The following is a 25,468-nucleotide window of genomic DNA, read 5'->3' on the forward strand; positions in this document are numbered from 1 at the left end:
TTTTTCTCCTGATTTCCAAATAAATCCAACTGCACGGGAATATCATCTAACACAAGATCCGCAGCTCGGATTCCCAGGCTTCTAATGGGATATTCCCATTTGTAATTATCTTTAAATAGCTGAAATGCTGCAGTTACAATCTCGTTTGTAATATTCGTTGGCTGTCGTAAATGTATCTGTCTGGAAAAACTATACAATCCATTATCTCGAACTGTAATTTCTACTGTTTTGCATTTAAATCCATGTTTCCGCAATCGTGCAGCTACACTTTCTGCCAATGCTATTTGAATGATCCAGACATCCAGATCATTTTCCAGATCTCTCGGTGTTGTAGTGCTATTACCTATCGACTTTACTGGTGCTTCATATCCTTCCTTGCAAACCGGATCTTCATCCCAGCCATTTGCGAAAGCCCATAATACATTTCCTATTTTTCCAAAATGACTCTCTAACAACTTTTCGTCTGATTCCGCAAGTTGCCCGATTGTCCGGATTCCAAGTTTTTGCAATTTCTTATTTGTCTGTCTTCCGACATAAAGCAAATCTGACGCTGGAAGCTGCCATATCCTGTCTTTATAATTTTCTCGATTAAACTCTGTGATTGCATCCGGCTTTTTATAATCTGAACCAAGTTTCGCATAAATCTTATTCCAGGAAATTCCAATACTTACCGTTACACCCAGTTCGTATTTAATCCGATGGCTGATTTCTCTTGCAATCGTCATTCCGCTTCCTTTCAGATTTCTGCTGTCCGATACATCCAGCCAGGCTTCATCAATTCCATATGGCTCGATCTTGTCCGTATACTCCGAATAGATTTCTCTTGCCATCTGTGAAAATCTCAAATACAAATCCATCCGTGGTGGTACAAAAATAAGTCCCGGACAAACCTGTTTCGCCTGCCATAATGCCATTCCGGTTTTTACTCCTTTTTTCTTGGCAATATAATTTGCTGTCAGTACAATTCCATGTCTGGCTTCCGGATCGCCACCGACTGCCAGAGGCATTCCGGCAAATTCCGGATGATGTAGCATTTCTACACTGGCATAAAAACAGTTCATATCACTATGCAGGATCACACGCTCACTCAAACTTTTCACCTCCCAGCTGTTTTCTTCAACATAATGTCTTATCAATTTCTGTATGTTTAGTATATATCGACATTCCGGAGACAGTCAAGTGACATCTTGGTTGTATTTTCTCCATTTTGGAGATTATTGTTGATTTTATTTCTAACATACGGTATAATGCATATAGAAAATTCAAATAGAAATGAGGCGAACAAATGCGTGATTTCGGGGAAATATTAGCAGAAAATAGAAAAAAGAAAGGATACTCTCAATCAGATCTGGTAGACCTGCTTTCTCAGGAAGGTATTCAGGTTACTACAAAAGCAATCTCCAAATGGGAGACCAATGCACGAGAACCAGCTTTACATGTTTTCCTGACACTTTGCCAGTTACTTGATATCGAAGATATATACGAATCCTTCTTTGGAGAAAACCCATATAACATTATGAGTGGATTGAATGAAGAAGGCAGAAATAAATTGATTGAATTTGCTGATATTTTGAAAGCTTCTAAAAAGTTTTCTCCACTGTCTGCAAAGATTATCCCATTCCATCATCCTGTAGACATTACCTGGGAACCTGTTTCTGCTGGTACTGGAAATTATCTGGAAGATTCTGTAAAAGAAACCTATGACGTAGGACATCTTGCTCCTGAGCAGACTGACTTTGGTGTACGGATCTCCGGTGACAGTATGGAGCCACTTTATCACACAGGCGATGTCGCATGGATTCAGAAAAAAGATTCTCTTGCTAATGGTGAAATTGGAATCTTCTATCTCAACGGCAATACTTACATCAAGGAATTACACGATGAGCCAGATGGTGTTTATCTGATCTCTTTAAATCAAAAATATCGTCCTATCCAGGTTTTGGAATCTGACTCTTTTAAGATTTTTGGAAAAGTAATCGGGAAATGCAAAGGTGCAGAAATTCCGGGATTTCATTAGATTTCAACAGCAGGTTCATGATCCTGCTGATAACAATAAGCAAAGGAAGTGATTGAATGGCAATCAATAATACACTAAAAGATATTCGTGAAGAACGGAATCTCATTCAAGCAGATTTGGCTGAAGCCATAGGTTCCTGCAGCCAGACTATAGGCCGCATCGAACGTGGAGAACGTAATCCTTCTCTTGAGATTGCAATCCGGCTGGCACATTACCTGAAAGTGCCTGTAGAAGATATTTTTCAAATTGAAGACTGAAGTACAACAGCCAGAAAACCGAGGAGTAAAATCCCCGGTTTTCCTTTTTGCTCAAAAATTAGTGTAATCCTTTTACGAAGTCCACTGCGTTTTTCATATCTTCTTCATTAGGATGGTCTTTAGCAATACCTCCAACCAGTTTAAATGGTCCGAATGTGTCATATCCTTTGCACCCAAATTTTCCTATCACTTTAGAATGCTTCTTGTCCAAAATCTGCTCTAAGGATTTATAATTCGCACTTCCACCATAAGTACAAATCAGAAATATCTTTTTGTCATCCGGTAGGTTCTTCTCTGCAAATCCCAATATCGACTGATGAAATTTTGAAAAATAGATTCCTGATGCAAATCCAATCATATCATAACTGTTCAGATCTGCATTTGGCTGTTTTACAGCATCAATCAAATCGACCTGACACTCTTCTGCTATGCTTTTTACTAATTTTTCTGTATTTCCATGATGGACAGATGCATATACGATCGCTTTTCTCATTTGTTTTCCTTTCTGCCTGCTCCATCAATCAGGTCATAACTCATATCCAAAAAGTCCAGTATCTTTGCTTCACTGACCGAACCTTCCAGTAAAATCGTGATCCAGTGCTGCTTATTCATATGGTATCCTGGTAAAAATCCATAAGTCTGAATAATCATGCTGATCATTTCTGGATCGCACTTTACGTCCATGATGTCAACCAGATCATTTCCCTCTAATCCCAATTCCGATTTTTCAACCGTCATGATCACTGCATACCATTTTCCATTTTCATGTCGGAGTACTGCACTGTCCGGTAGTTTACTCCATAAATATTCCGGCATTGTGCCATACTGTTTCTGCACATATTCAAAAATTTCTTCTTTCTTCACAATCTATTCAACTCCTGATTCTTCTGATATCCTGCCCATAATCATACCACATTTTCGTATCCCGTACTACCTGCAAAATTCTTTTGCATTTTCCCGGTTCTCCTGACTTTAACTAATAGAGGGGTAAAACAGCAAGGACAGGAAGTGAGGATACACTTCCGGAAAATCCCAATTTAGGGTACCCTGCCCTAAATTGAAAAACGCTGAAAGCAGCGATACTACTGCCCTCTCAGAAAGGAGAAATTACCAATGGCTGAAAGAAAACGAAACAAAGAAATTCATTTTTATGTCACAGATGAAGAGCGGAAGCTGATCCGCAGGAAGATGATAGAATCAAAGACCAAAAACATGGGAGCTTATCTGCGGAAAATGGCAATCGACGGTTACATCGTCAACACCGATACCACTCCACTGAAGAAACAGTATGAGGAAATGCACAAGATTGGCGTAAATATCAACCAGATTGCGAAGAAAGTGAATACCACCGGAGATCTGTATCCGGAAGAAATGCAAGAACTGAAAGAGATGGTAAAAGAGATATGGCATATATTAAGATCTTCCCAATCAAAGTAACGGACAAAAAAGCTCTGGACTACATTACCAATCCTGATAAGACTGATGAAAAACTATTGATTTCTAGTTTTGGCTGTTCTCCTGAAACAGCTGATCTGGAATTTGCCATGACGAGAGAACAGACAAAAAAGAACGGAATGGATAAAGGTGATAATCTGGCATTTCATCTGATTCAGTCCTTTAAGCCTGGTGAAACAGATGCAGAAATCGCCCATCGCTTAGGACAACAATTTGCAAACGAAGTACTGAAAGGAAAATATGAATATGTGATCAGCACCCATGTTGATAAAAATCATATCCATAACCACATCATCTTTAATGCAGCAAGTTTTGTTGATCATCACAAGTATGTTTCCAATAAGCGGAGCTACCATAAAATCTGCCGGATCAGTAATCGCATCTGCCAGGAAAATGGACTTTCCACTAGTATGCCAACCGGAGAAAAAGGAAAAAGCTATAAAGAGAACATGGAATATCATCGTGGCACCAGTTGGAAAACCAAGCTACGTGTTGCAGTTGATAAGGCAATCTGGACTTCCATTAATTATGAGGAATTTCTACAAAAAATGCAGTTAGCCGGATATGAAGTCCGCCAAGGAAAACATCTGTCCTTCCGTGCACCGGAGCAGAAGAATTTCACTTATATGAAATCTCTCGGAAGCTATTATTCAGAAGAAAATGTCCGCATCCGCTTGGCTAAAAATCGTAACAAAGTGAAAACTCCAAAGCATCTGTCCAGAGAAGCTCGCCTGTATATCAATATCTCCACGTATGTTACAACCGGCAATCGAGAAGGATTTGAACATTGGGCAAAAATAAATAATCTAAAAGAGGCAGCCCGCACCTTCAACTATCTTTCCGAAAATAACCTGTTGAATTATGAAGATTTCAGGCAGCATGTATCTGACATTGAAGCTTCTGTGAAAGTTGCCGACCAAAGAATAGCACAAATCAACAGTGATCTGAGCACACAGAAAATCATTCAAAAACACTGTGATTCTTATCGGCTCTGCCGAAAAGTGATTGAAGATTGCAAATCTGCTAAAAATCCGAAAGCATACCGGACCAAACATCAAGCAGAATACCAACTGCACGATTCACTAAAAAAAGAGCTTCAGGATCTCGGTGTTACCAAAATACCAAGCTTTAATAAAATTCAGAAGCGTATAGAAAATCTTGAATCTGAACAGACTACTACTGTTCGGGAAAAACAAGAATTACAGAAAAAGCTGAAAACTCTGGAAATCATTCAGCAGAATTTCACAGCACTGCTCAATGCTCCGGAGATACAAATTCCTGTATCAGAGAAAGAGCCAACTCTTTAAAAAGAAGAGGTACCTATGTAACGGTGCCTCTTCCCTTTCCATCTAATCTGTTTTATTGTGGTAAAAACATCTAAAAATACCAAACACGTCTATAAAATTAATTTCGCCACCGCAGTAAACATATGCAGGGCATATCTCAAACACGGCGGTGATGAAACAGAGACCATGCTTCTCATACAAAAGTATCTGACACCTGTCAGGTACAATCGAAAATATCCTATCCACCTCAGTCCAAAGAGAAATAGGGATTTCATGTATCGGGTTGCATAAATCTCGTTACCATTATACTGCGTTATGAGGCAGATATGCAATCTGTCTTTTTGTCATACACAAAAAATACAGCATTTCTTAACTGAACAGTATTTTCAATGCATGAACGCATATGATATGCTGTTTTCATCATAAAAAACCTTATCTAAATGACATTGATTATCTAATTAACTACATTATTTTCTGTCTAAAATATCCATAAATTCGTCACCTGTAATTGTTTCCTTCTCATACAGGTACATAGCCAATTCGTCCAGTTTTTCCCTGTTTTCGGAAAGGATTTTTCTTGCTTTTTCATGCTCTGCTTTTACGAGCTGCACGACTTTTTCATCAATTTCCTTCTGGGTATCTGTGGAACAGGAAAGAGACGTATCGCCGCCAAGATACTGGTTGGTCACGGTTTCCATTGCCACCATGTCGAATTCATCTGTCATGCCGTAGCGGGTGATCATCGCTCTTGCAATTTTTGTTGCCTGTTCGATATCATTGGAGGCTCCTGTCGTGATCTCACCAAATACGATCTCCTCTGCCGCACGTCCGCCTGTAAATGTAACAATCTTATTCTCAAGTTCTTTTTTCGTCATCAGATATTTATCACCCTGCTCAACCTGCATAGTGTAGCCGAGTGCACCTGAGGTACGCGGGATGATCGTAATCTTCTGGACCGGTGCTGAATGACTCTGCAATGCAGCTACCAGAGCGTGTCCTATCTCATGATATGCAACAACCTTCTTCTCCTGATCTGAAAGAACCGCATTCTTCTTCTGATATCCTGCAATAACCACTTCTATACTTTCTTCGAGATCAGATTCATTTACAACGGTCCTTCCACTACGGACAGCACGTAATGCTGCTTCATTTATAATATTGGCAAGCTCCGCACCGGATGCACCGGATGCCATACGTGCAATCGTATGCAGGTCAACATCATCAGATGCTTTTATCTTCTTTGCATGAACCTTTAAAATTGCTTCACGGCCTGCAAGATCCGGCAGTTCAACCGGCACACGCCTGTCAAAACGTCCCGGACGTGTAAGTGCCGGATCTAACGACTCCGGACGGTTCGTTGCAGCAAGAATGATGACACCATTATTTCCTTCAAATCCATCCATCTCTGTAAGAAGCTGATTTAAGGTCTGCTCCCTCTCATCATTTCCGCCCATTTGTCCGTCACGCTTTTTACCAATGGCATCAATTTCATCAATAAACACGATACATGGTGCCTTTTCCTTTGCCTGTTTGAAAAGATCTCGAACCTTGGAAGCTCCCATACCGACAAACATCTCTACGAATTCTGATCCGGACATTGAGAAAAATGGTACATTTGATTCACCCGCAACTGCTTTTGCAAGCATTGTTTTACCAGTTCCCGGAGGTCCTACAAGAAGGACACCTTTTGGCATAGACGCACCTACATCGGTATACTTCTTCGGATTGTGAAGATAATCAACGATCTCTGAAAGGTTTTCTTTCGCCTCATCTTCTCCTGCAACGTCTGAAAAACGGATTCCCTCACTGGATTGCACATAAATCTTCGCATTGCTTTTTCCCATTCCAAAAGCCATCGAATTTTTTCCTCCGGCATGCTCCATCAGTTTCTTCGCCATATAATTTCCCAGTGCGATAAATAGGATCAATGGCAAAACCCCGGTCAGCAGGAAGCTGATGATCGGTGACATCTGCTTATCGATATCTTTTGCGAATACTGCTCCACATTCATATAGCCTGTCCGTCAGGTTCGGATCGTTCATCAGACCTGTTTTATAAATATTTTTTTGATCTTTATCTGTAAAGATGATCTGATTGTCCTTAACTTCTACTTCACCGATATTCTTCTTCTCGATCATGCTCATAAAAGTTCCATAATCCGTTTCCTTTACCTGATGCTCCATAAGGATTGGTGTGACAACCAGATTAAATACGATCAGCACTATTAACACAATCCCATAATAATATGCCAGTGGTTTTTTCGGTGTTTTAACTTCTTTCATGGTCTTTCCTCCTGTTGTTCTGCGATATGCTTTCTCCGTGCATTTTCGTATTATTTATTCTGCCATCTGACTTCGCCCTTGGACAGAAGCGGATAACAGATCAGCTGATCTGAATCCAGATTTTCCGCATGCATGTCAACCGCTGTGATCTGATGATTATCATAAGTCGTATAATAATAAATACCTTTTGCTGTATTACAACAGGACGTGTATATCGTGATCTCATATTTGCCTTCTGTCACCTCACAACATCCACGCTGCTGATCTACAGATCCTAAGATATGGAAGAACTGGCTTACACTCTCACCCTCTTCTTCACCGGAGATCGAATTTAATTTTGTAAAGGCAACTTTCACAAATCTTGACTGGCTGGAAAGATCTCCAGGTATTCCCATTCCACCCATTCCTCTGCTATATGCATCAAGCTGTAATACTCCTGCAAAAGTACTCTCCGGCTGTTTTCTGGATACTCCGGCATAATTATTCAGTGCAAACATCTGACTCAGGAATGGTGGATTATTGGTAAGCACTCCTACCGGATTATCATATACATGCAGCCCATCCTTCATAGACTCAACAACGATACAGGCGTCTTTGTCTGCAATGATCCAGTGAAGCTGTGCTGTCGGCAGCTGTTCACTGAATGCTGTGCCTGTCAGTCTCATTGCTGCCAGCTTCTCTCTCGCCTCTGCTACAGTAGCACACTGTGTAAGGATCCATGGGATGAACTCGAACTGTGCCACCTGGCTGACTTCTGTTTCATCTTCCGGCAAAGCCTCTTCATATGCCGCATTGCCGACAAAATTAAGACCTGCCATTCCAAGGCCTTTTTCATTAACAGCATCATAATAAAGCGGATAACCTCCTGCAACAAATGCCATTCCGATCAAAGCATAATGGCTTTTTATCTTCCCGGCAAACCGGAAATCAAATTCGTAATTTCTTGGCGTTATCGTGATCTGTTCCCCATAGGAAAATTCATAATCAAGCGTTCTGCCCATATAAAAATCTTTTGTTTTGTAAGTTGCTGCTGTACACATATCGAACACCTCTTCTTTCTGCTGCAGTAAACATATGCAGGGCATATCTCAAACACGGCGGTAATGAAACAGAGACCATGCTTCTCATACAAAAGTATCTGACACCTGTCAGGTACAATCGAAAATATCCTATCCACCTCAGTCCAAAGAGAAATAGGGATTTCATGTATCGGGTTGCATAAATCTCGTTACCATTATACTGCATTATGAGGCAGATATGCAATCTGTCTTTTTGTCATAAAAAACCTTATCTAAATGACATTGAATGATTTATTTTCTATCTAAAATTTTATTAAACCGACTAAAGACTCCATAGTTTGTGTGTTTGACTTACTGTTTATATCTATCTTCTCCTAAATATTTTTCTAGTCATTGCAATATAAAATTGCTTATACAGTCTCTCCCTTAAGCGTCCTGGTATTCTGGATAATATACAGAGCGACCGATATGACCATCATTATAGCGCACAAACCAATCAACAGATCTGATACCATCGGTGTAATTTGGAACCATATAATATCCCTATTTGGTATGTAACTTGCTTTTACTAATCCATGGCGTACCAGATCGGCAATCCACTCTGCATCTTTTACATCCGTCTTACGTCCGGGAACTCCTTTGATATGCTACGCATTCACAACCATGATCGGTATCTGTTCTTCTTCAAATATATTATATACAGGTTTCCAATAAGAGCCCGTACTTTCCATGGCAGCCATCTCACAATCTGTTTCTTTCAGCCACGAAACTAATTGGAGATCTTGCAGGCCTCCTGGATTCTATCGACCAGCTTTTTGGAAAATATAATGCTTTTTTATAATCTAATAGCTTTTGAAAATCTAATGCTGCTATTTTAAATCCGAAGAATAACCGGGTACGTTTTTTGCCATGCACAGGTATCTTGTCCACATGATATCTTCGACGAAGAAGAGAGGGAATTGCTTCTACTCCATTTCTAAATTTTGCATATTCAGAAAATTCTTCCGTCTGCATGTACTGTAATTGTTTTGCATGACCAACGGATTTCCAAGATACTTCCTTTCGAACTCGTGTTTTTAGAAAACGCGACTGACACCGTTCTTTGTAAGGACATCCTTCGCAGTCACTTATCCGAAAATACGCAACGGAACGCTCATTGCCCGGATCATAGATACAGTCTTCAGGTACACGATTATTCTTACATTTGATGAGATATTTTCCATCATCGGTAAAAACAAAATCAGCATATATTTCATCTGGTTTGCGTCCTGTGAAATTGGTTGTAACAAGTTTTAGATTATGTTCAGATGCTAAACGTGAGTTCTCTTCTCCGCTGTATGCCCCATCGGCAACAATAAAAGAACCATCAGAAAAATCTTTTTTCTCATTAAGATAATCTTTCATAAACTGATTATCTGCGTAGGTATTTTGCTGGTAATCGTAGACAATGACCAGACTGCTTTTTTCTCCGACAGCTTCAACTACGTTTCCAACGTATCCAAGATGTCTGCCACCTGCTTTATAGCGGAAAGTGGCTTCTGGATCAGAAGGATTAAGCAATACTTCTGAAGGATTTTCAACTTCCTCTTTTTTGTCGAAGCCGCCTTGAGCCACCATCATCAATGATTGTGCGTTCCTTTAATAGGCGAATAAGAAGCTGATATTCACTTGTATCATCAAAATCACCGGTTGAATCACAAATCTTTATCAAGATATCTGCATCTTTCATCACAACAACGTTTCTCTCAGTTGCATCCATATCCCGCTTGTGATAAATGCATTTATTATAATCATCTTTTTTAATATAATGATATTGTTCATCCGGAATTTTTGTTCCACGCTCATCCATTATTTTGCAAAGATTAGCAACACAAGTATAAAACAATTCAAGCAATGAGAGGTTTCTGATATTTGCAGCAACCATTAAACTGTCCATACGTTGTTTATCCGGAGTGATATCCATAAAATCAGATATTTCTTTTGCCATTTTTACAACACATTCATGAATAAGATCAACATCATGCTCTGTTTCCTCTTGCTCTAAACCTGCTGAGGGTTCTGTCACTAATTGGCTGCTCTTCAAAACTGGTTGTGTGCAGTGCATACTGATAGCGGATATCAAATGCCATAGCTTCAACGATCTCATTGTCAGTAACATTAAGAGCTTCTTTAAGAATCAGTGCCCCAACAATCACATTGACCGGAGTATTAGGTCTGGATGCTTTTTTACTGTAAAGAACAGAAAAAATATTTTCATCAATAGCAGGAAAAACTTTGTCTGCAAAAATTTTTGCCCATGATTTTTCTAACATTCGTTTTTCGCGTTCTGTAAGATTAAAAGTACTGTCTAAAACAGTAAGCTGTTGATTATCATTTTTAACAAAAGACATATAGATCACCTCATAAAATGCTACCTACATTTTACCAAAGAATCCAATGTTTTTACATATCGTGTTAAGTTTTCAAGGTACAAATTTATATCAAAGGCTATAAACCTTTTGACACCTTAATCTTTTATTTTATCTTCTCCGGAGCAGTTTTTTACACTGGCTTACAGGTGCATCCGATTCCCAGTCCATCCGGACCGATATGACAGGACAAACCGAAGGAAAGTTTATCACACATGACTTCCATTCCCGGGAAACTTTCTTTAATCTGGTTTACCCATTCTTCTGTCACTTCATCGGTACTGCTGGACGCCGCCATCAGGTACACTTTACCCGCAGCATATTCTTCTCGGAAATTCGTTTCCAGCTCATGCTTCATTGCATCGATCATAACTTTACGTGATTTCTTCATACCACGGCATTTCTGGTAGATATCAAGCTTTCCTGTGCTGAAATGCATAACAGGTTTGATATTCAGGACATCTGCTGCCAAAGCTGTCACAGAGCTGACTCTTCCTCCTTTTTTGAGATATTTCAGTGTGCTGAGCCCGATATAAATTGTCATTTTTTCTCTGGTTTCTTCAAGAATTTTCTTGATTTCGACTACACTGTATCCTTCTTCTGCCATTTCTACTGCATCAAGAACAGAACGATGCATCGGGGTTGCCACACGACCGTTATCTACGACAAACACCTTACCGGCAAATTCATCTTCATTTGCCATGGCTTCTGCTGTCATACAGGACCCACTTAAAGCACTACTAAGAGGAATATAAACAATCTCCTCATATTCTTTCAGCATCTCTTTCCACATATCCATAACTTCTGTTGGTGACGGCTGAGATGTAGATACATCTACGCCCTTTCGAAGCATATCATAAAATTCATCTCTGGAAAGATCTACTCCTTCACGATACACTTTCTCTCCGATATAAAAGGGCATCGGTAGTACCTTAATTCCGAGTCTCTGCGCTTCTTCGCTCAAAATTCCACTGTGGCTGTCTGTCATGATTCCTATTTTCTTCATAATATCTTCTTCCTTTGTAATCTATTTTTATAACGTCTTAATAATCGGCATTACACTTCATTTATATTTGTATCATCTCATTATTTTTCATTCGGCACAATAAAGGATGACGCAATTTCCTCCTCCGCATACTCTTCCACATCCGTTCTCGTTACTCGTTTTATATGTTGTTTTTTTAGGCGCAGATATACGAACTCCCGGAATATAGTATAAAATACCGATACAAGTGGAATGAAAATCAGCATACCTATAATTCCCATAAGATTTCCGCCGATTGTAACTGCCGCCAGTACCCAAATTGATGGAAGTCCTACTGATCCGCCAACCACATGAGGATAGATCAGATTACCTTCTATCTGCTGCAAAAGCAGAAAAACTATAATAAATAAAACTGCCTGTTTTGGATTTACCATAAAGATCAGAAAACTTCCCACGGCACAGCCAATAAAGGCTCCAAAGATAGGAACCAATGCGGTAAACGCGATCAAAATTCCAATTAAAAGTGCATATGGCATTTTTAAAATACTTAGCGTGATAACAAACATCATTCCGAGAATTACTGCTTCCAGACACTGCCCTGCAAGAAAATTTGCAAATGTCCGATATGTCAGCGAACATATGTTAAGAATTGCATCTGCTTTTTGTTTTGGAATAAAAGCGAAAATCACTTTTCTTACCTGTAAATGTAATTTTTCCTTCTGAAAAAGAATATAGCATGCAAAGGAAAACGAAATAAAAAAGGTCGCTAATCCACTGGCAATGGAACCTACTGCTGACATCGTCGTATTCATCATATTTCCGACTCCGTTTCCAAGAAGACTTATTCCCCATTTAATTGCCTGATCAGGCTGAAACTGCAGCTGATCTACCAATTTCATAATATCCTGATTATCATGTGAAAATTCTCGAATCCAGTTTTGCATCTGTGGAATAAAATCTGAAATACTCGTCATCAGATTTCCCATAGTCTGCGTAAGCTGTGGAATCACACCAAACATTACCAATACCATTACACCTGCTGCCAATATAATTGTAAGAAGCAGGCTTATCGGTCTCGCAGCCTTTTTTCCTATTTTATTGTTTTCTTTTATCTTTCCGAGCATTTTCTTTTCCAGGAAACTCATTGGTTCATTAATCACAAAGGCAATTACACCACCAAGCGCAAAAGGAAACACAATTTTCCATATTGACTTCAGCACTTCAATCACCACATCGAATTTCCACAAAGCAACTACAAGAAATGCCGTAAACACAATCAGTTCTCGAATTTTTTTCATAGAACATCTACTTAAGTCCACTATCTTTCCCCTCTTTTTCTTAGTTTCATACGTATACACTTAAGTAATTGAATAATCAGAAGGCTTGCAAAAGCATATAAATATACACATCCAAGCTGCATCAGATTCAAAGTTTCCACTTTAAATAAGTTATGGAAACCAGGAACCGTCAGTACTGTTGTAATGAGTACTGCACCTAACACAAATGCTCCCTGAAGCCACTTGTTATGAAAGAGACCTTTTGTAAAAATGACCGGATGATCTGATTTGCAATTATATCCATGAAACAAACGTGCCAGACAAAGAGTTCCAAAAGCATACGTGCTTCCAAGCAATGTACCATTCTGGTTGTATCCTGTCAAAAAACTGATCATTGTCATTGCTCCAATTACCAAACCTTCCAGACCGATTTTGCTAAGAAAATCTTTTGTCAATATCGACTCATCTGCCAATCTCGGTTTTTCACTCATCACTTCACTTCTATCCGGCTCTAAGCCTAACGCAATTGCCGGAAGACTATCCGTCAAAAGATTAATAAAGAGTAAATGTACTGGTGCAAATGGCACCGGAAGTCCTGCAACCGATGAACAAAGAACGGTTAAAATTGCTCCGAAATTTCCTGACAAAAGAAACTGTATCGCATACTTGATATTCTGATATAAGTTTCGTCCATTTTCCACTGCTTTTACGATTGTTGCAAAGTTATCATCTGTAAGTACCATCGCTGCTGCATCTTTCGCAACTTCCGTTCCGGTCATTCCCATTGCAACACCAATATCTGCCTGCTTTAATGCCGGTGCATCATTGACACCGTCTCCTGTCATTGCCACAATCATTCCTCTTTCCTGCCATGCCCGAACAATGCGAATTTTATGTTCCGGTGACACTCTTGCATACACAGAAATATTTGAGACAAATTCTTTGAGTTCCTCGTCACTCATATTTTCTATATCTGCCCCTTCACAGGCTTCCGATAAATCATGTAATATGCCAACTCTCTTTGCAATTGCTGCTGCTGTAATTTTATGATCTCCGGTGATCATAACCGGTCGAATTCCCGCTTTTATACATTCCGCTACCGCAGCTTTTGATTCTTCTCTCGGAGGATCCATCATCGCAATCAAACCAAGAAATACTAAGTGATCCTCATCTTGTATCGTTAATGTGTGATTCTTAGGAATTTCACGATAGGTAAAAGCCAATACTCTTAAACCTTCCATCGAAAATTCCTGATTTTGACGTTGTATTTTTTCTTTATCTTCCTCAGTAATTTTTCGAATTCCCTCTTTCGTCCAGATTTGCTCTGTACGTTCCAGGAGCTTGTCGACTGCACCTTTTACAATCATTTGATTTTTACCATCTATCAGGTGAAGTGTTGACATCATCTTTCGATCACTGTCAAATGGCAGTTCTCCATTTCTTGGATAAAGCTTTCTTACGCTTGCCGCCTCTATCCCATATCGACTTCCAAGATTAATCAATGCTGTTTCTGTTGGATCTCCAATTTCTACTCCATTTTCATTTGTCGAATCATTACATAGAATACTGTAATTTAAAAGACATTTTTGTGCCTGATCTGATATATCAATTGCCTCTGCTGAAATTCTTTTTCCATCTATATAATAATCTTCAACCGTCATTTTATTCTGTGTGAGCGTTCCTGTCTTATCCGAACAAATAATAGAAACACTTCCAAGTCCTTCTACCGCCTGTAGTTTACGAATGATTGCATGCTCTTTTGCCATCTTCTGTGTTCCGAAAGAAAGTACAATTGTCACGATAGAACTTAGCGCTTCAGGAATTGCTGCTACTGCAAGTGCTACTGCAAACATAAATGCACTGCTGATCTTTTCACCGCGGAACACATTTATTGCAAATAAGAGTCCACAAAATACCAGAATCATAATAGAAAGCTTCTTTCCAAAGACTTCCAAACTCACCTGAAGTGGTGTCTGTTTTTCCGAAGTTGACTTCAAAAGTCCTGCAATCTTTCCGACTTCAGTCTGCATTCCTATATCCGTTACAACAGCTTTCCCACGCCCATACGTTACAAAACTACCGGAAAATAACATATTTGTCCGATCACCAAGTGGCGCTTCCGTCAATATTGTATCCATGTTTTTCTCAACTGCAAGACTTTCTCCTGTAAGAGCACTCTCATCAATCTTAAGACTTGCATTTTCAATCAGTCTTCCATCAGCCGGAATCATATCTCCTGCTTCAAGCAGTATCACATCTCCAACAACCAGTTCTCTTGCCGGAATTTGAACGACTGTACCATCACGCAATACTTTTGCCTCCGGGCCAGAAAGATTCTTTAAACTCTGCAGAGATTGTTCTGCTTTTACCGTCTGTATTGTTCCCAAGATTGCATTGATCGTAATAACCGTCACGATAACTGCCGCACTTTCCACATCTCCAAGCATACCAGATATGATTGCTGATGCAATTAGAATCAGTACAAGAAAATCCTTATACTGTTCAAAGAAAATCTGCAGGATACCTTTCTTCTTTCCTTCTGTAAGTTCATTCCACCCACACTTTTCTCTGGATCTTTTCACCTGTTCACTCGTAAGCCCAGATTTCTTGCCATTCACCCTTTCAAGAACCTCTTCTACCGTCTGCTGATAAATTTCCTTCATCACTTCCGCCTCCTCGTTCTCCTAAATATTTTTCTAGTCATTGCAATATAAAATTGCTTATACAGTCTCTCCCTTAAGAGTCCTGGTATTCTGGATAATATACAGAGCGACCGATATGACCATCATTATAGCGCACAAACCAATAAACAGATCTGATACCATCGGTGTAATGTGGAACCATATAATATGCACCGCTGCAGTTCCATATAATAAAAAGGTTACTATCTTTCCATGCCAGTCTGCACCATGTACTTTTCCTGTCTTTCGTATCACAAGACATCCACTGACTACCATATACAGCTCCTTACCTGCCATTATTACGATTAAAAGAAGCACATGCGGAAAACGAGTAAACAGACAGATTAACATCGCTGCCTGTGTCAGCTTATCAGCCACCGGATCAAGTATTTTTCCTAAATTACTAATCCTATGGAATCTTCTTGCGATATATCCATCAGCAAGATCCGTAAGACCAGACAGCAATAAGATTTCACCAGCTAACAGAGGATTATTCTTTACACAATAACTCCATATAATTACCGGAATCAGACAAAGCCGAAAAAAAGAAAGAAGATTAGGAACCGTAATAATTCTATTCAAATTTTCTTCCTGATTCACTTCACTCTGCATGTACAGTCACTTCACTTTCCTTTTTTTTAGACATAAACCAATAAAATATAACACAAAATGCTAAAGCAAACACAACACCAAAAACATTTTGAATCACTCTAAGACTAACCGCTCCTTGTAGTCCATAAGTCTCTGCAGCAATGGCTAAAGCACCAAATGTGTTAAATACTGCCTGCCAGCCATATTGTGCTGAAAATCCTACACCGATTCCACCAAGAATTCCTATATATGCATAGATTGACGAAGGAAGCAGAAAATATAATACTGTAAAACATATAACACCTGCAATATTTCCGACAATCCTTTTACGGACTCTGTAGTGCATATCTTCCATAAACGGCAAAATCGCGGACATGGCCGCAATACCAGCCCACATTGCACGTGGCATATTACAAAGTTCTGCAATGCAAAGGACAATCGGTACGCATAAAATCTGACATATCTGCCATTTTGTTCTGGAAGAAGTGATATCAAATTCTTGTATCAAATCTTTCAGATTTCTTTTATAAGTTCTGTTTTTATGATTTCGATAAAATACGAAGCAGGTAAGTGCTGCACCTAAAGCCATTCCGACTAATCGCATCTGATAGCTTTTTCCCGTAACATCATAACCATATAGCAGCAGATACCCAAGAACCAATGTAGATTGATTAAACATGAATGGATTATGGCATCCGAACAGAATCAACACAGCCAGTGCCGCAATATTTAACAGCATTCCCAATACCGGTGAAAACTGATTTGCTAAATGCGGACATACAGTCATAATTACAAAGAACAAAGCCAAAAGCATCGTAGATTGTCCGGTGTGGATCCCCAGATCCGCATTCCGAAATACCATAAGGCATAATAAAACTACTACACCCACAATACTATTCTCATTTCCAAATAAGATACTGAAAATAGTAACAAATAAAAAACAAAATGCCATTGTAACGGCTATCTTTACCAAATATACCAGTATATGATATGATTTTTCTTTCACTGTTTCACTCTTTTTCAACAGATTTTTAGAACCTGCCTGATTTAACTGCAATTCCTGATAAAATGTCATGTAATTCCTCCTCTATCTGTTTTTCTTAAACTTATATGGCCTCATCTTTCTGTATCGGAAGCTCTACAACAAATCTGCATCCACCATATTCACGGTTTTCTGCTTTGATTGTTCCTCCGGCACTATCTACAATCCGTTTTACAAGTGCAAGACCCAGGCCATTTCCTTCTGCTTTATGAGATCCATCTACCTGATAGAACTTGTCAAATATTCTGGATTTTACATCATCCTCTATTCCTGGTCCTTCATCTTCCAGAATGAACTTAACAGAATCCTGTTCTTGTTTCAGAAACATCGTAATTGTCCCCTTTGAAGGACTGAACTTAATCGCATTATCCAAAAGATTTATCCAGATATGCATAAAAAGTCCTTCATTCCCAGTATATTTAACTTCCTCCAATTCTACCTGAAAACCAATTTCTTTTTCTGTCCATTTTGTTTCCAATGAAAGAAATGCCTGGCGGATCTGTTCATCCAGACGATATTCTGTTTTTTTCATTGGTATATTCTGATTCTCTAACTTGGATAACAGCAAAATATTACCAACCAATCCGGAAAGTCTTTGGGTGTTAAATAAGATTTTTTCTACATATTCCTCTTGATCCGGAGACAGTTCTTCTCCCTGAAGCAGCATTGTATATCCTTCAATGGCATTAATCGGGGTCTTAAACTCATGAGAAACATCAGATACAAAATCCATCTGCAGCACCTCTGTTGCACGAAGTTCTTTTGTCATAACGTTAAAACTTTGATAAGATTCTCCAACTTCTGCTATACGGCTGTTCGTTTCCAAATGCTGTTCAAAATCTCCCTGAGAAACTTCCTTCATTGCTTTACTAAGTCTGGTAATTGGTTCCAGTAACTTTGCATTGATAAAGGAAGTGATCAGCCCTGCAATCAATGTATTGAAAATCAAAAGCCAGCCAAGCACAGGTATGCTGCCCGGCAGATTAAAAAAATGATTCAAAAAAGCAAATAATAAAGCAGATATGACTGTTGAAAATACAAGTGCCAGCCAGATTGCACCAGTCAGACAGGATCGGATCCGCAATCCTTTTTCTTTCTTTTGTTCCATTATTTTTTCACCACCTTGTATCCAATTCCACGCATTGTTACGATTTCAAAATCAGGGTTATCTTTAAAACGCTCCCTGATCCTTCCTATATGTACCTCTATCGTATGTGGGTCTGCCTCCGTCTCGTATCCCCATACTTCATCCATCAACTGTTGTTTTGTAAATGTTCTGCCTGGCGAAGCTGCAAGCTTATATAAAAGCAGGAATTCTTTTTTAGGCAAAACAAGACTTTCCTTATCAGTTGTAACCGTCATTGCATCATAATCAAACTCTGTTGAACCGATCACAATTTTGTGTTCATTCAGTATCTGTGCACGGCGAAGCAGTGCTCCGACTCTTAAAACCATTTCATTCACATTTACCGGTTTTACCATATAATCGTCACTTCCCGAAAGAAATCCCTGGCGCATATCATCAAAGGAACCTTTCGCAGTGATCATAAGTACCGGTATCTGATATCCTGCTGAACGGAGTTCCGACACCAGTTCATAACCATCCATAACCGGCATCATAATATCAGAAATGATCAGATCAATATATTCCTTATCCAATACTTCTAATGCCTGTGCTCCATCCGATGCACTTTTGACTTGATATCCATTCTTCTCAAGCACTTTTTGGAATAGCTGGCTTAATTCTTTATCATCTTCTACAATCAATATTTGAAACACGTTTTCCTTCCTCCTTATTAAAACAGATACCTTGCCCATCCAAGCAGATGCTGTACCAAAAGTATGTTTCTCTGACGTTTCTTTGTTAATTCGATTGGCTCTACATGATATGGATCACGATAGGTTCCATCTTCCAATACCTGGCGGGACACTCTTTCATATTCCATCATGCCCTCTTCCAACTGTTTATTAATATCTTTACTGCGAATTACAAGCATCAGTTCCGTATCCAGATATGCACTTCTCATGTCCATATTAAAGGAACCGATTACAGACAGATCATCGTCAATCAGAATACTTTTTCCGTGGTATGAATAACCGCCTTCATATTCCCAGATATTAATTCCTGTACTTAAGATTCTATTTCTGTTTTTCGCATAATCGGCAGCCCCAAATGGATTCCCATTATTCGCAACTGAATTTGTCATGATAGAAAAATCTGAAACGTTCTCTGCAATCTCCTCCCATGTATTATACATCATATCATTACAGATAATATATGGCGTGTGGATCTTCACACGATTTTTTGCATTTTTCATCAATTCTCCCAACTGATACCACACTACTGGTTCTTTGGAACCTGTGTGAATAGGATTTGACACTAATGCAATCTTTTCTGTCTCAAAAGTTTCGTCCGTGTAATCGGTATCGCAGATTCTTTCCTTATTCTCTTCAAAATATTTCTGATAGCCGTTCTGCAGCTCTAAAACTGCGTTCTTTACAGATTTTCTATTTGCCAGTTTTTTATTGTCATGAAAATAACCACTGTCTTCTTGTTCCCATATCGTTTCAAAATACTCTAACAACTGGTTAACTGAATTTTTTTTCTCAGGTTCATCGCAAACCACTAACACGTCTCTGTCATAGTTCTTATGTCCCGGAAAATCACCCAGGAAATAATTGTATGTATTTCTTCCCCCAAGAATATATCTCTTTCCATCTGCAATCAAATATTTATCATGCATTCTACCCATCATCTTCCATGGTTTCAACGGATTGGCCTTATTATATAGTTTAATTTCAACATTCTCATGAGAAGATAATCCATAGAAATACGGATTTCCTTCCATATCAATCCAGCTCTCCATTCCATCTACTAACAGACGAATATGTACACCTCTGTCTGCCGCATCATGCAGTGCTCCTAAAATCAATTTTCCACTTTCATCGGATTGAAATGCAAAAGTAGAAAGAATAATTTCCTTTTTTGCATTCTTGATCAAACGCACTCTTTGTAAAAGCGCTTCTGGATTCTTTTCTATGATTACTGCCCGTTCTGTATTTTCACTGCATTCATTCCATGACCCATTTTTTGTTTCTTTTTTGGTTGTATTGGACACTTCCGGCTGCTTTTTATATGCAACGCAGATTCCGAGCAATTCATAAAAAGCCACACATAAAAAAATTGCCAGTATAACAAGAAGAATTTTACATATTTTATGCTTTTTCATTGTACATCACCTGATTCCTTTTTATTTCATACTTATACAATACAAAGTCAATCTCAATTTAACCTCAACAAAATTTATTTTTCATAAAAAAATATGACAGGCTTCTTTTTAAAGAAACAGTCATATTTTTATTCTAATATATGAAGGAGCTTTTCTTACTCCGTTGTATTAATCACTATTTTATTTCTTCCATAAGCTGTCGGATTTTTCTCAATGTACACCGTGTAACTGCCAGGTCATCTTCTTGTATATTCGATATGATTTTTTCATAAGCTTCTATCATTTTTTCTTTCTGACAATTACTTAATTCAATTGCCTTGTTCGTCAAAACAAGGTACGTTCTTTCTTTTTTTTCATCTAATTTCCAGATAATATATCCTTTATTTTCAAGACTTTTTACCATCTTAGATGTTTCTGGAATCGATAATTTCATGTATTCTGCCACTTCTGAAAGATATACTCCTTCATGACAGTCTGATTTTTCAACACATTCCTTTATACTATAAAGGAACAAATAATCTGTTCTTTCAACAAATTCAAATATACTTTCAACATTGATGCTCTTTAAAAAAAACTCCTCTGCACTGGTTCCTGCTCCCATATTATCGTTCCTCTCTTTCTATATATTCTTTTTTGCTGACTAGACTCTTATATGCCGGGCGAATGATCTTATCTGTAGTTATCAATTCTTCCAGGCGATGTGCACTCCAACCAGCAATTCTTGCTATCGCAAATAATGGCGTGTACAATTCTCTTGGAATATTCAACATGTCATACACAAAACCACTATAGAAATCTATATTAGGACTTACTCCTTTGAATATCTGACGCTGCTTTGCAATCAACTTAGGTGCAATCTTCTCAATATTGTTATAAAGGGTCATATCTTTCTCACGTCCTTTATCCCTTGCGAGTTGTTCTACAAAGCCTTTGAACACCCTTTCTCTCGGATCTGAAATAGAATATACAGCATGTCCCATTCCATAAATAAGTCCTTTCTGATCAAACGCCTCTTTCTTCAAAATCTTACTCAGATATGATGCAATTTCCTCTTCGTCTTCATAATCTTTCACATGACTTTTAATATCATCCATCATATTCATTACCATCAGATTTGCACCGCCATGTTTTTTTCCTTTTAAGGATGACATTGCTGCTGAAATAACAGAATAAGTATCTGAACCTGAAGATGTTACTACCCGTGTAGTGAATGTAGAATTGTTACCACCACCATGTTCCATATGTAACAATAATGCTATATCCAGTACTCTTGCTTCCAGTTCTGTGAATTTTGTATCTGGTCTTAATAGGCGCAGGAAATTTTCAGCAATAGATAAATCTTTTTCAGGTCTATGAATATACATACTTTCGTTTTTTTCATAATGACAATAAGCATGGTATGCATATACTGCTAACATAGGAAATGCTGCGATCAACTGCATACTCTGCCTTAGCACATTCGGAATTTCAAGACTTTCTTTCTCTTTATCGTAAGAGCCCAATGTAAGAATACTTCGAGTCATAGAACCCATAATATCTGATGTAGGTGCTTTCATAATGACATCTCTGGTAAAGTTAGTCGGTAGTTCCATACAATCAGATAGTCTTCCCTGAAATTCCATTAACTGTGTATCAGTTGGCAATTCTCCGAATAAAAGAAGATATGCTCCTTCTTCAAAGACAAACCTTTTTCCTTTACTTCCTGTTACTAAATCTTTTATATTATAACCACGATAAGATAACTCGCCATCACATGGACTCTTTACTCCATCACGATATTCAAAAGCTTTTATATCAGAAATATTTGTAAGCCCCGTCAACACACCTTGGCCTTTTTCATCTCGTAAGCCTCTTTTTACACCATACTCTGAATACAGATTCTTACTAATGCTATCATTTTGTTCACAAAAAATTGCTTGCTGTTTCATATAATTTTCCAAATTGCTCATTTGAATCGCTCCTTTCATTCTGTTACGAACTTACATACTATACTCAGATATTCTTGTTTCCAGAGCATTCAGCATTGTCTGTTCTTATTCTTATTCTTATTCATTAGCAATACAATACAATACAATGAAAAACTCAATTTAACCTCAACAAGGTTTGTTTTTTCATCCATGCAAAATCTTCTTTGTACAACAGACTGTTAGATATAGCAAAAACGGCCTTTCAAAAACAGTTAACTTCTAAATCAACTGTTTTTTGAAAGGTCGTTTCATCAGATTCTTATAGCAATCCAGCAAATAATCTCATAAATAATTGTCCCAGTCGCAAATATGCACTTCGTCCGGTTTGATATTGGTCTGTCACATCACGACATTCTCCCATCGTTCTTATCAGATCATTTTTTATTTCCACAACTGCCTGACAATCTGCCATAAAACAGCCGTTTTCAAAATGGTGATATAAACTTCGATAATCCAGATTAATTGTTCCACAAGTTGCCATACAGTCATCTGCTACACTCATTTTTGCATGACAGAAACCAGGAGTCCACTCATAAACACGAACACCATGTTTAACTAATCCATGATAAAAAGAACGAGTTATATTATAAATAAATTTTTTATCAGGGATACCAGGTGTGATAATTCTTACGTCTACCCCTCGCTTAGCAGCCAGACATAACGCATGCGTCATTTCATCTGTTATGATTAGATATGGAGTCATAAACCAACAGTATTTTTCAGCTTTATTTATCATACTGATATAAACTTCTTCTCCTACTTGCTCATTATCCATAGGGCTGTCTGCATAAGGTTGAACAAACCCAGTTTGCTGTGCCGCATAATCATAGTGGAAAAGGTATTTACTAAAATCAGAATCATTAGCATCCTTATCACTTACTGCATTCCACATTTCCAAAAATGTCACCGTAAGCGACTGAACAGCATCTCCTTCTAAACGAATACCTGTATCTTTCCACTGTCCATACGGGTGTGTGTAATTAAAATATTCGTTTGCTAGATTATATCCACCTGTAAATCCGACTTTTCCATCAATAACTGTTATTTTTCTATGATCACGATTGTTCAAAAACAGATTTAAACCTGGCATAAACGGATTGAATACACGGCAATGAATTCCTATTGCCTCCATCTTTTTCACAAAATCTGTGTTAATAAAGCCTATAGAACCCATATCATCGTAGAATACTCTAACTTCCACACCTGCTTTTACTCGCTCTTCCAGAACATCTTGAATCTTATGCCATGCTTCAGCGTCTTCTATCGCATGATATTCCATAAAGATAAACTTCTGTGCTTTCTCCAAATCCTTAATCTGTGCCTCTAATCCTTTCACTGCTTCATCAAAATACACAATATCCGTATTCTGATAGATTGGATACTGCGAATTTCTTTGTATGTAACTTGCTATATTTCCTGCTTTCGGAATTGTTTCTTTTATTCTGCTCAAACACTCCTGACTGTCCGGAAGCATTGGTAACAATTTGCTATCAATTTCTGCATATCGCTCACGCATTTTATGTGTGCCACCATTCAAACCAATCAACAAATACAGGCCTACACCCATAATTGGGAAGATTAGAATTAAGATGACCCAAGGCATTTTCATAGAAGAGGTCTTATCTGATGCGTACAATCCCAAAACCAAGATTCCACTCAAAATCCTTGTAAATAAATTTATAATTTCTGCATATTCATTCAAGCGTGTTACGATAGTAATAATAAAAATTACTTCCAGAAGAATGCAGACTATGGAAAAACACAGCCGTTTTACCCCATTTTTTGTTTTTGCTTTGCCCTCTAAAGTATCTTGCTTCATATATATTCCACCTTCCTACTTGCTCAGTTTTCTGCCTAAATTTCATGAAACATACCAATTTTGTCTTTTATTCTCTGCATTTCATTATCCGCTTCAATGATAGCTCTTGCAGAATGAAGTAATTCTTCACTTATCTCATCATAACCAGGCATTTCTTCAATTCCTTTTTTATAGCGAAGTTGATGTTCCAATGTTGCCCAGAAATCCATACCATTGGTTCGGATCTGTAATTCTACACGCATAGGTGTTTTACCCTTAGCAAAAAATACTGGTATTTCAACAATCATATGATAGCTTCGATAACCATTTGGTTTTGGATTTTTTATATAATCTTTTATTTCAATAACTTTAATATCATCCTGTTGGGTAATCAAATCTGATATCATATAAATATCGTCAATAAACGCACAAACTATTCGAACGCCTGCTACATCATTTAAATATGTCTGTATATTTTCTGTTGTAAAATCATGTTCCATTTTCTGCAATTTATTGTAAATACTATTGGGCTTCTTAATCCTTGTTTTTATAAAAGAAATAGGATTTCGATTGTTCTCAACTGAAAATTCATCATCCAAAACCTCAAGTTTAGTTTGTATCTCCCGAATAGCACAACGATACATCATCATTAAATTATAAAATTTTGTAGCATTATTTAAAAACTGTAGTGATTCCGGACTGTCCATCCAGAGTTTTGTTACTTCATCCTTTGTCATGGTACTTTCCTTTCTACTTCATCTTTAATTGACATATAGGTATATCCAAGTCTTGTGAAGTGCACAAGCGCTGGAATCTTCACTCTGGAATCTTCTGGTCTTCCCATAAGCATTATAACCTCCAATACGTCATCTGTTTTTCTTTCGAGGATCTGTTGGCTTTACCGCATCTTTTGGTATTAGCCAAGTCTTTCCCTTTTTCTCTGCTCCAGGCACTCTTCCCTGGCTACATAAAAGAGAAATTCTTCTAGATGAAATTCCCCATATTTTTGACATTTCGATCGTTGTTATATAATCCATAATTTTCCTCCAAATGATACAACAAGCCTATTATAAGTATATTCTTTTATCGGAATAGTTTCAACCAAAATTAAGTTTTCTTCTAGGTTGTTTGATTTGTTATTGTTTTCTAAGATTTTCACAAAAACACCTGGTA

At 38.1% G+C, this 25,468-nt stretch carries 25 protein-coding genes and 2 pseudogenes; 4 read left to right on the forward strand and 23 right to left on the reverse strand.

Annotated features, from left to right (window positions below):
- A partial coding sequence (gene dinB, locus D8Q48_RS13725) for a DNA polymerase IV (protein WP_121056858.1) occupies positions 1 to 1,091 on the reverse strand: 1,091 nt, incomplete at its 3' end.
- A gap of 194 nt (positions 1,092 to 1,285) precedes the next feature.
- On the opposite strand from dinB, the gene D8Q48_RS13730 reads away from it, so the two are divergent.
- Both D8Q48_RS13730 and D8Q48_RS13735 read left to right on the forward strand, forming a co-directional pair.
- On the forward strand, positions 1,286 to 2,017 hold the full coding sequence (locus D8Q48_RS13730; protein ID WP_121056860.1) for an XRE family transcriptional regulator: 732 nt from the start codon (positions 1,286 to 1,288) through the stop codon (positions 2,015 to 2,017).
- 56 nt (positions 2,018 to 2,073) lie between these two features.
- Positions 2,074 to 2,274 carry a helix-turn-helix transcriptional regulator gene (locus D8Q48_RS13735; protein WP_008688136.1) on the forward strand — a complete coding sequence of 67 codons (201 nt, stop codon included), beginning with the start codon at positions 2,074 to 2,076 and terminating at the stop codon, positions 2,272 to 2,274.
- 58 nt (positions 2,275 to 2,332) lie between these two features.
- Here D8Q48_RS13735 and D8Q48_RS13740 read toward each other — a convergent pair whose 3' ends face one another.
- Entirely contained in the window at positions 2,333 to 2,767 is a 435-nt protein-coding gene (locus D8Q48_RS13740; protein WP_121056862.1) for a flavodoxin family protein, read from the reverse strand.
- A complete protein-coding gene (locus tag D8Q48_RS13745; protein ID WP_121056864.1) occupies positions 2,764 to 3,138 on the reverse strand; it encodes an MmcQ/YjbR family DNA-binding protein in 375 nt (124 codons plus the stop codon). The genes D8Q48_RS13740 and D8Q48_RS13745 overlap by 4 nt, the downstream gene beginning before the upstream one ends.
- A gap of 249 nt (positions 3,139 to 3,387) precedes the next feature.
- On the opposite strand from D8Q48_RS13745, the gene D8Q48_RS13750 reads away from it, so the two are divergent.
- Together D8Q48_RS13750 and D8Q48_RS13755 are read left to right on the forward strand one after the other, a co-directional pair.
- Positions 3,388 to 3,711: a MobC family plasmid mobilization relaxosome protein gene (locus D8Q48_RS13750; RefSeq protein WP_117594111.1), complete on the forward strand. Its 324-nt coding sequence runs from the start codon at positions 3,388 to 3,390 to the stop codon at positions 3,709 to 3,711.
- Complete coding sequence (locus D8Q48_RS13755; RefSeq protein WP_121056866.1) at positions 3,678 to 5,036, forward strand: relaxase/mobilization nuclease domain-containing protein; 1,359 nt, start codon at positions 3,678 to 3,680, stop codon at positions 5,034 to 5,036. Before D8Q48_RS13750 ends, D8Q48_RS13755 begins: the two co-directional genes overlap by 34 nt.
- Before the next feature lie 446 nt (positions 5,037 to 5,482).
- Here D8Q48_RS13755 and ftsH read toward each other — a convergent pair whose 3' ends face one another.
- The 20 genes and pseudogenes from ftsH to D8Q48_RS13860 form a co-directional block, all read right to left on the reverse strand.
- Positions 5,483 to 7,297, reverse strand: a complete 1,815-nt coding sequence (ftsH, locus tag D8Q48_RS13765) for an ATP-dependent zinc metalloprotease FtsH (RefSeq protein ID WP_121056868.1) — start codon at positions 7,295 to 7,297, stop codon at positions 5,483 to 5,485.
- Positions 7,298 to 7,347: 50 nt separating this feature from the next.
- Complete coding sequence (gene bsh, locus D8Q48_RS13770; protein ID WP_121056870.1) at positions 7,348 to 8,337, reverse strand: choloylglycine hydrolase; 990 nt, start codon at positions 8,335 to 8,337, stop codon at positions 7,348 to 7,350.
- Between the two features lie 389 nt (positions 8,338 to 8,726).
- A pseudogene (locus D8Q48_RS13775) lies at positions 8,727 to 8,855 on the reverse strand (CDP-alcohol phosphatidyltransferase family protein); the annotation flags it as partial.
- 9 nt (positions 8,856 to 8,864) lie between these two features.
- Positions 8,865 to 9,050, reverse strand: a pseudogene (locus D8Q48_RS17640) (transposase); the annotation flags it as partial.
- Positions 9,051 to 9,057: 7 nt separating this feature from the next.
- Positions 9,058 to 9,936, reverse strand: coding sequence for a transposase (locus D8Q48_RS13785; protein ID WP_121056872.1), 879 nt, complete (start codon positions 9,934 to 9,936; stop codon positions 9,058 to 9,060).
- Positions 9,893 to 10,381 (reverse strand): hypothetical protein, encoded by a 489-nt coding sequence (locus tag D8Q48_RS13790; RefSeq protein ID WP_040446298.1) that lies wholly within the window; start codon positions 10,379 to 10,381, stop codon positions 9,893 to 9,895. Before D8Q48_RS13790 ends, D8Q48_RS13785 begins: the two co-directional genes overlap by 44 nt.
- Positions 10,335 to 10,706: a transposase gene (locus D8Q48_RS13795; RefSeq protein ID WP_121056873.1), complete on the reverse strand. Its 372-nt coding sequence runs from the start codon at positions 10,704 to 10,706 to the stop codon at positions 10,335 to 10,337. Before D8Q48_RS13795 ends, D8Q48_RS13790 begins: the two co-directional genes overlap by 47 nt.
- Positions 10,707 to 10,857: 151 nt before the next feature.
- Positions 10,858 to 11,730, reverse strand: a complete 873-nt coding sequence (locus D8Q48_RS13800; RefSeq protein ID WP_005360251.1) for a DegV family protein — start codon at positions 11,728 to 11,730, stop codon at positions 10,858 to 10,860.
- An 80-nt stretch (positions 11,731 to 11,810) separates the two neighbouring features.
- On the reverse strand, positions 11,811 to 13,007 hold the full coding sequence (locus tag D8Q48_RS13805) for an AI-2E family transporter (RefSeq protein ID WP_121056890.1): 1,197 nt from the start codon (positions 13,005 to 13,007) through the stop codon (positions 11,811 to 11,813).
- A 20-nt stretch (positions 13,008 to 13,027) separates the two neighbouring features.
- Positions 13,028 to 15,649 carry a cation-translocating P-type ATPase gene (locus D8Q48_RS13810; RefSeq protein WP_005360247.1) on the reverse strand — a complete coding sequence of 874 codons (2,622 nt, stop codon included), beginning with the start codon at positions 15,647 to 15,649 and terminating at the stop codon, positions 13,028 to 13,030.
- A 57-nt stretch (positions 15,650 to 15,706) separates the two neighbouring features.
- Positions 15,707 to 16,279: a CDP-alcohol phosphatidyltransferase family protein gene (locus D8Q48_RS13815; RefSeq protein ID WP_121056875.1), complete on the reverse strand. Its 573-nt coding sequence runs from the start codon at positions 16,277 to 16,279 to the stop codon at positions 15,707 to 15,709.
- A complete protein-coding gene (locus tag D8Q48_RS13820; RefSeq protein ID WP_118237443.1) occupies positions 16,269 to 17,333 on the reverse strand; it encodes an FUSC family protein in 1,065 nt (354 codons plus the stop codon). The genes D8Q48_RS13815 and D8Q48_RS13820 overlap by 11 nt, the downstream gene beginning before the upstream one ends.
- 31 nt (positions 17,334 to 17,364) lie before the next feature.
- Entirely contained in the window at positions 17,365 to 18,408 is a 1,044-nt protein-coding gene (locus D8Q48_RS13825) for a HAMP domain-containing sensor histidine kinase (RefSeq protein ID WP_117502258.1), read from the reverse strand.
- Positions 18,408 to 19,118, reverse strand: coding sequence for a response regulator transcription factor (locus tag D8Q48_RS13830; RefSeq protein WP_003693048.1), 711 nt, complete (start codon positions 19,116 to 19,118; stop codon positions 18,408 to 18,410). The genes D8Q48_RS13825 and D8Q48_RS13830 overlap by 1 nt, the downstream gene beginning before the upstream one ends.
- Complete coding sequence (locus D8Q48_RS13835) at positions 19,097 to 20,530, reverse strand: phospholipase D family protein (RefSeq protein ID WP_121056877.1); 1,434 nt, start codon at positions 20,528 to 20,530, stop codon at positions 19,097 to 19,099. Before D8Q48_RS13835 ends, D8Q48_RS13830 begins: the two co-directional genes overlap by 22 nt.
- A gap of 175 nt (positions 20,531 to 20,705) precedes the next feature.
- Complete coding sequence (locus tag D8Q48_RS13840) at positions 20,706 to 21,131, reverse strand: MarR family transcriptional regulator (RefSeq protein ID WP_006858455.1); 426 nt, start codon at positions 21,129 to 21,131, stop codon at positions 20,706 to 20,708.
- Position 21,132: 1 nt separating this feature from the next.
- Complete coding sequence (locus D8Q48_RS13845; RefSeq protein WP_172679323.1) at positions 21,133 to 22,497, reverse strand: citrate/2-methylcitrate synthase; 1,365 nt, start codon at positions 22,495 to 22,497, stop codon at positions 21,133 to 21,135.
- A gap of 259 nt (positions 22,498 to 22,756) precedes the next feature.
- On the reverse strand, positions 22,757 to 24,316 hold the full coding sequence (cls, locus tag D8Q48_RS13850) for a cardiolipin synthase (RefSeq protein ID WP_118342018.1): 1,560 nt from the start codon (positions 24,314 to 24,316) through the stop codon (positions 22,757 to 22,759).
- Positions 24,317 to 24,351: 35 nt separating this feature from the next.
- On the reverse strand, positions 24,352 to 25,032 hold the full coding sequence (locus tag D8Q48_RS13855) for a GTP pyrophosphokinase family protein (RefSeq protein ID WP_121056879.1): 681 nt from the start codon (positions 25,030 to 25,032) through the stop codon (positions 24,352 to 24,354).
- A gap of 129 nt (positions 25,033 to 25,161) precedes the next feature.
- Entirely contained in the window at positions 25,162 to 25,332 is a 171-nt protein-coding gene (locus D8Q48_RS13860; RefSeq protein ID WP_008371604.1) for a helix-turn-helix domain-containing protein, read from the reverse strand.
- Positions 25,333 to 25,468 lie beyond the last annotated feature (136 nt).

Source organism: Ruminococcus sp. B05, assembly GCF_003628495.1.
Classification (GTDB): Bacteria; Bacillota; Clostridia; order Lachnospirales; family Lachnospiraceae; genus Schaedlerella; species Schaedlerella hominis.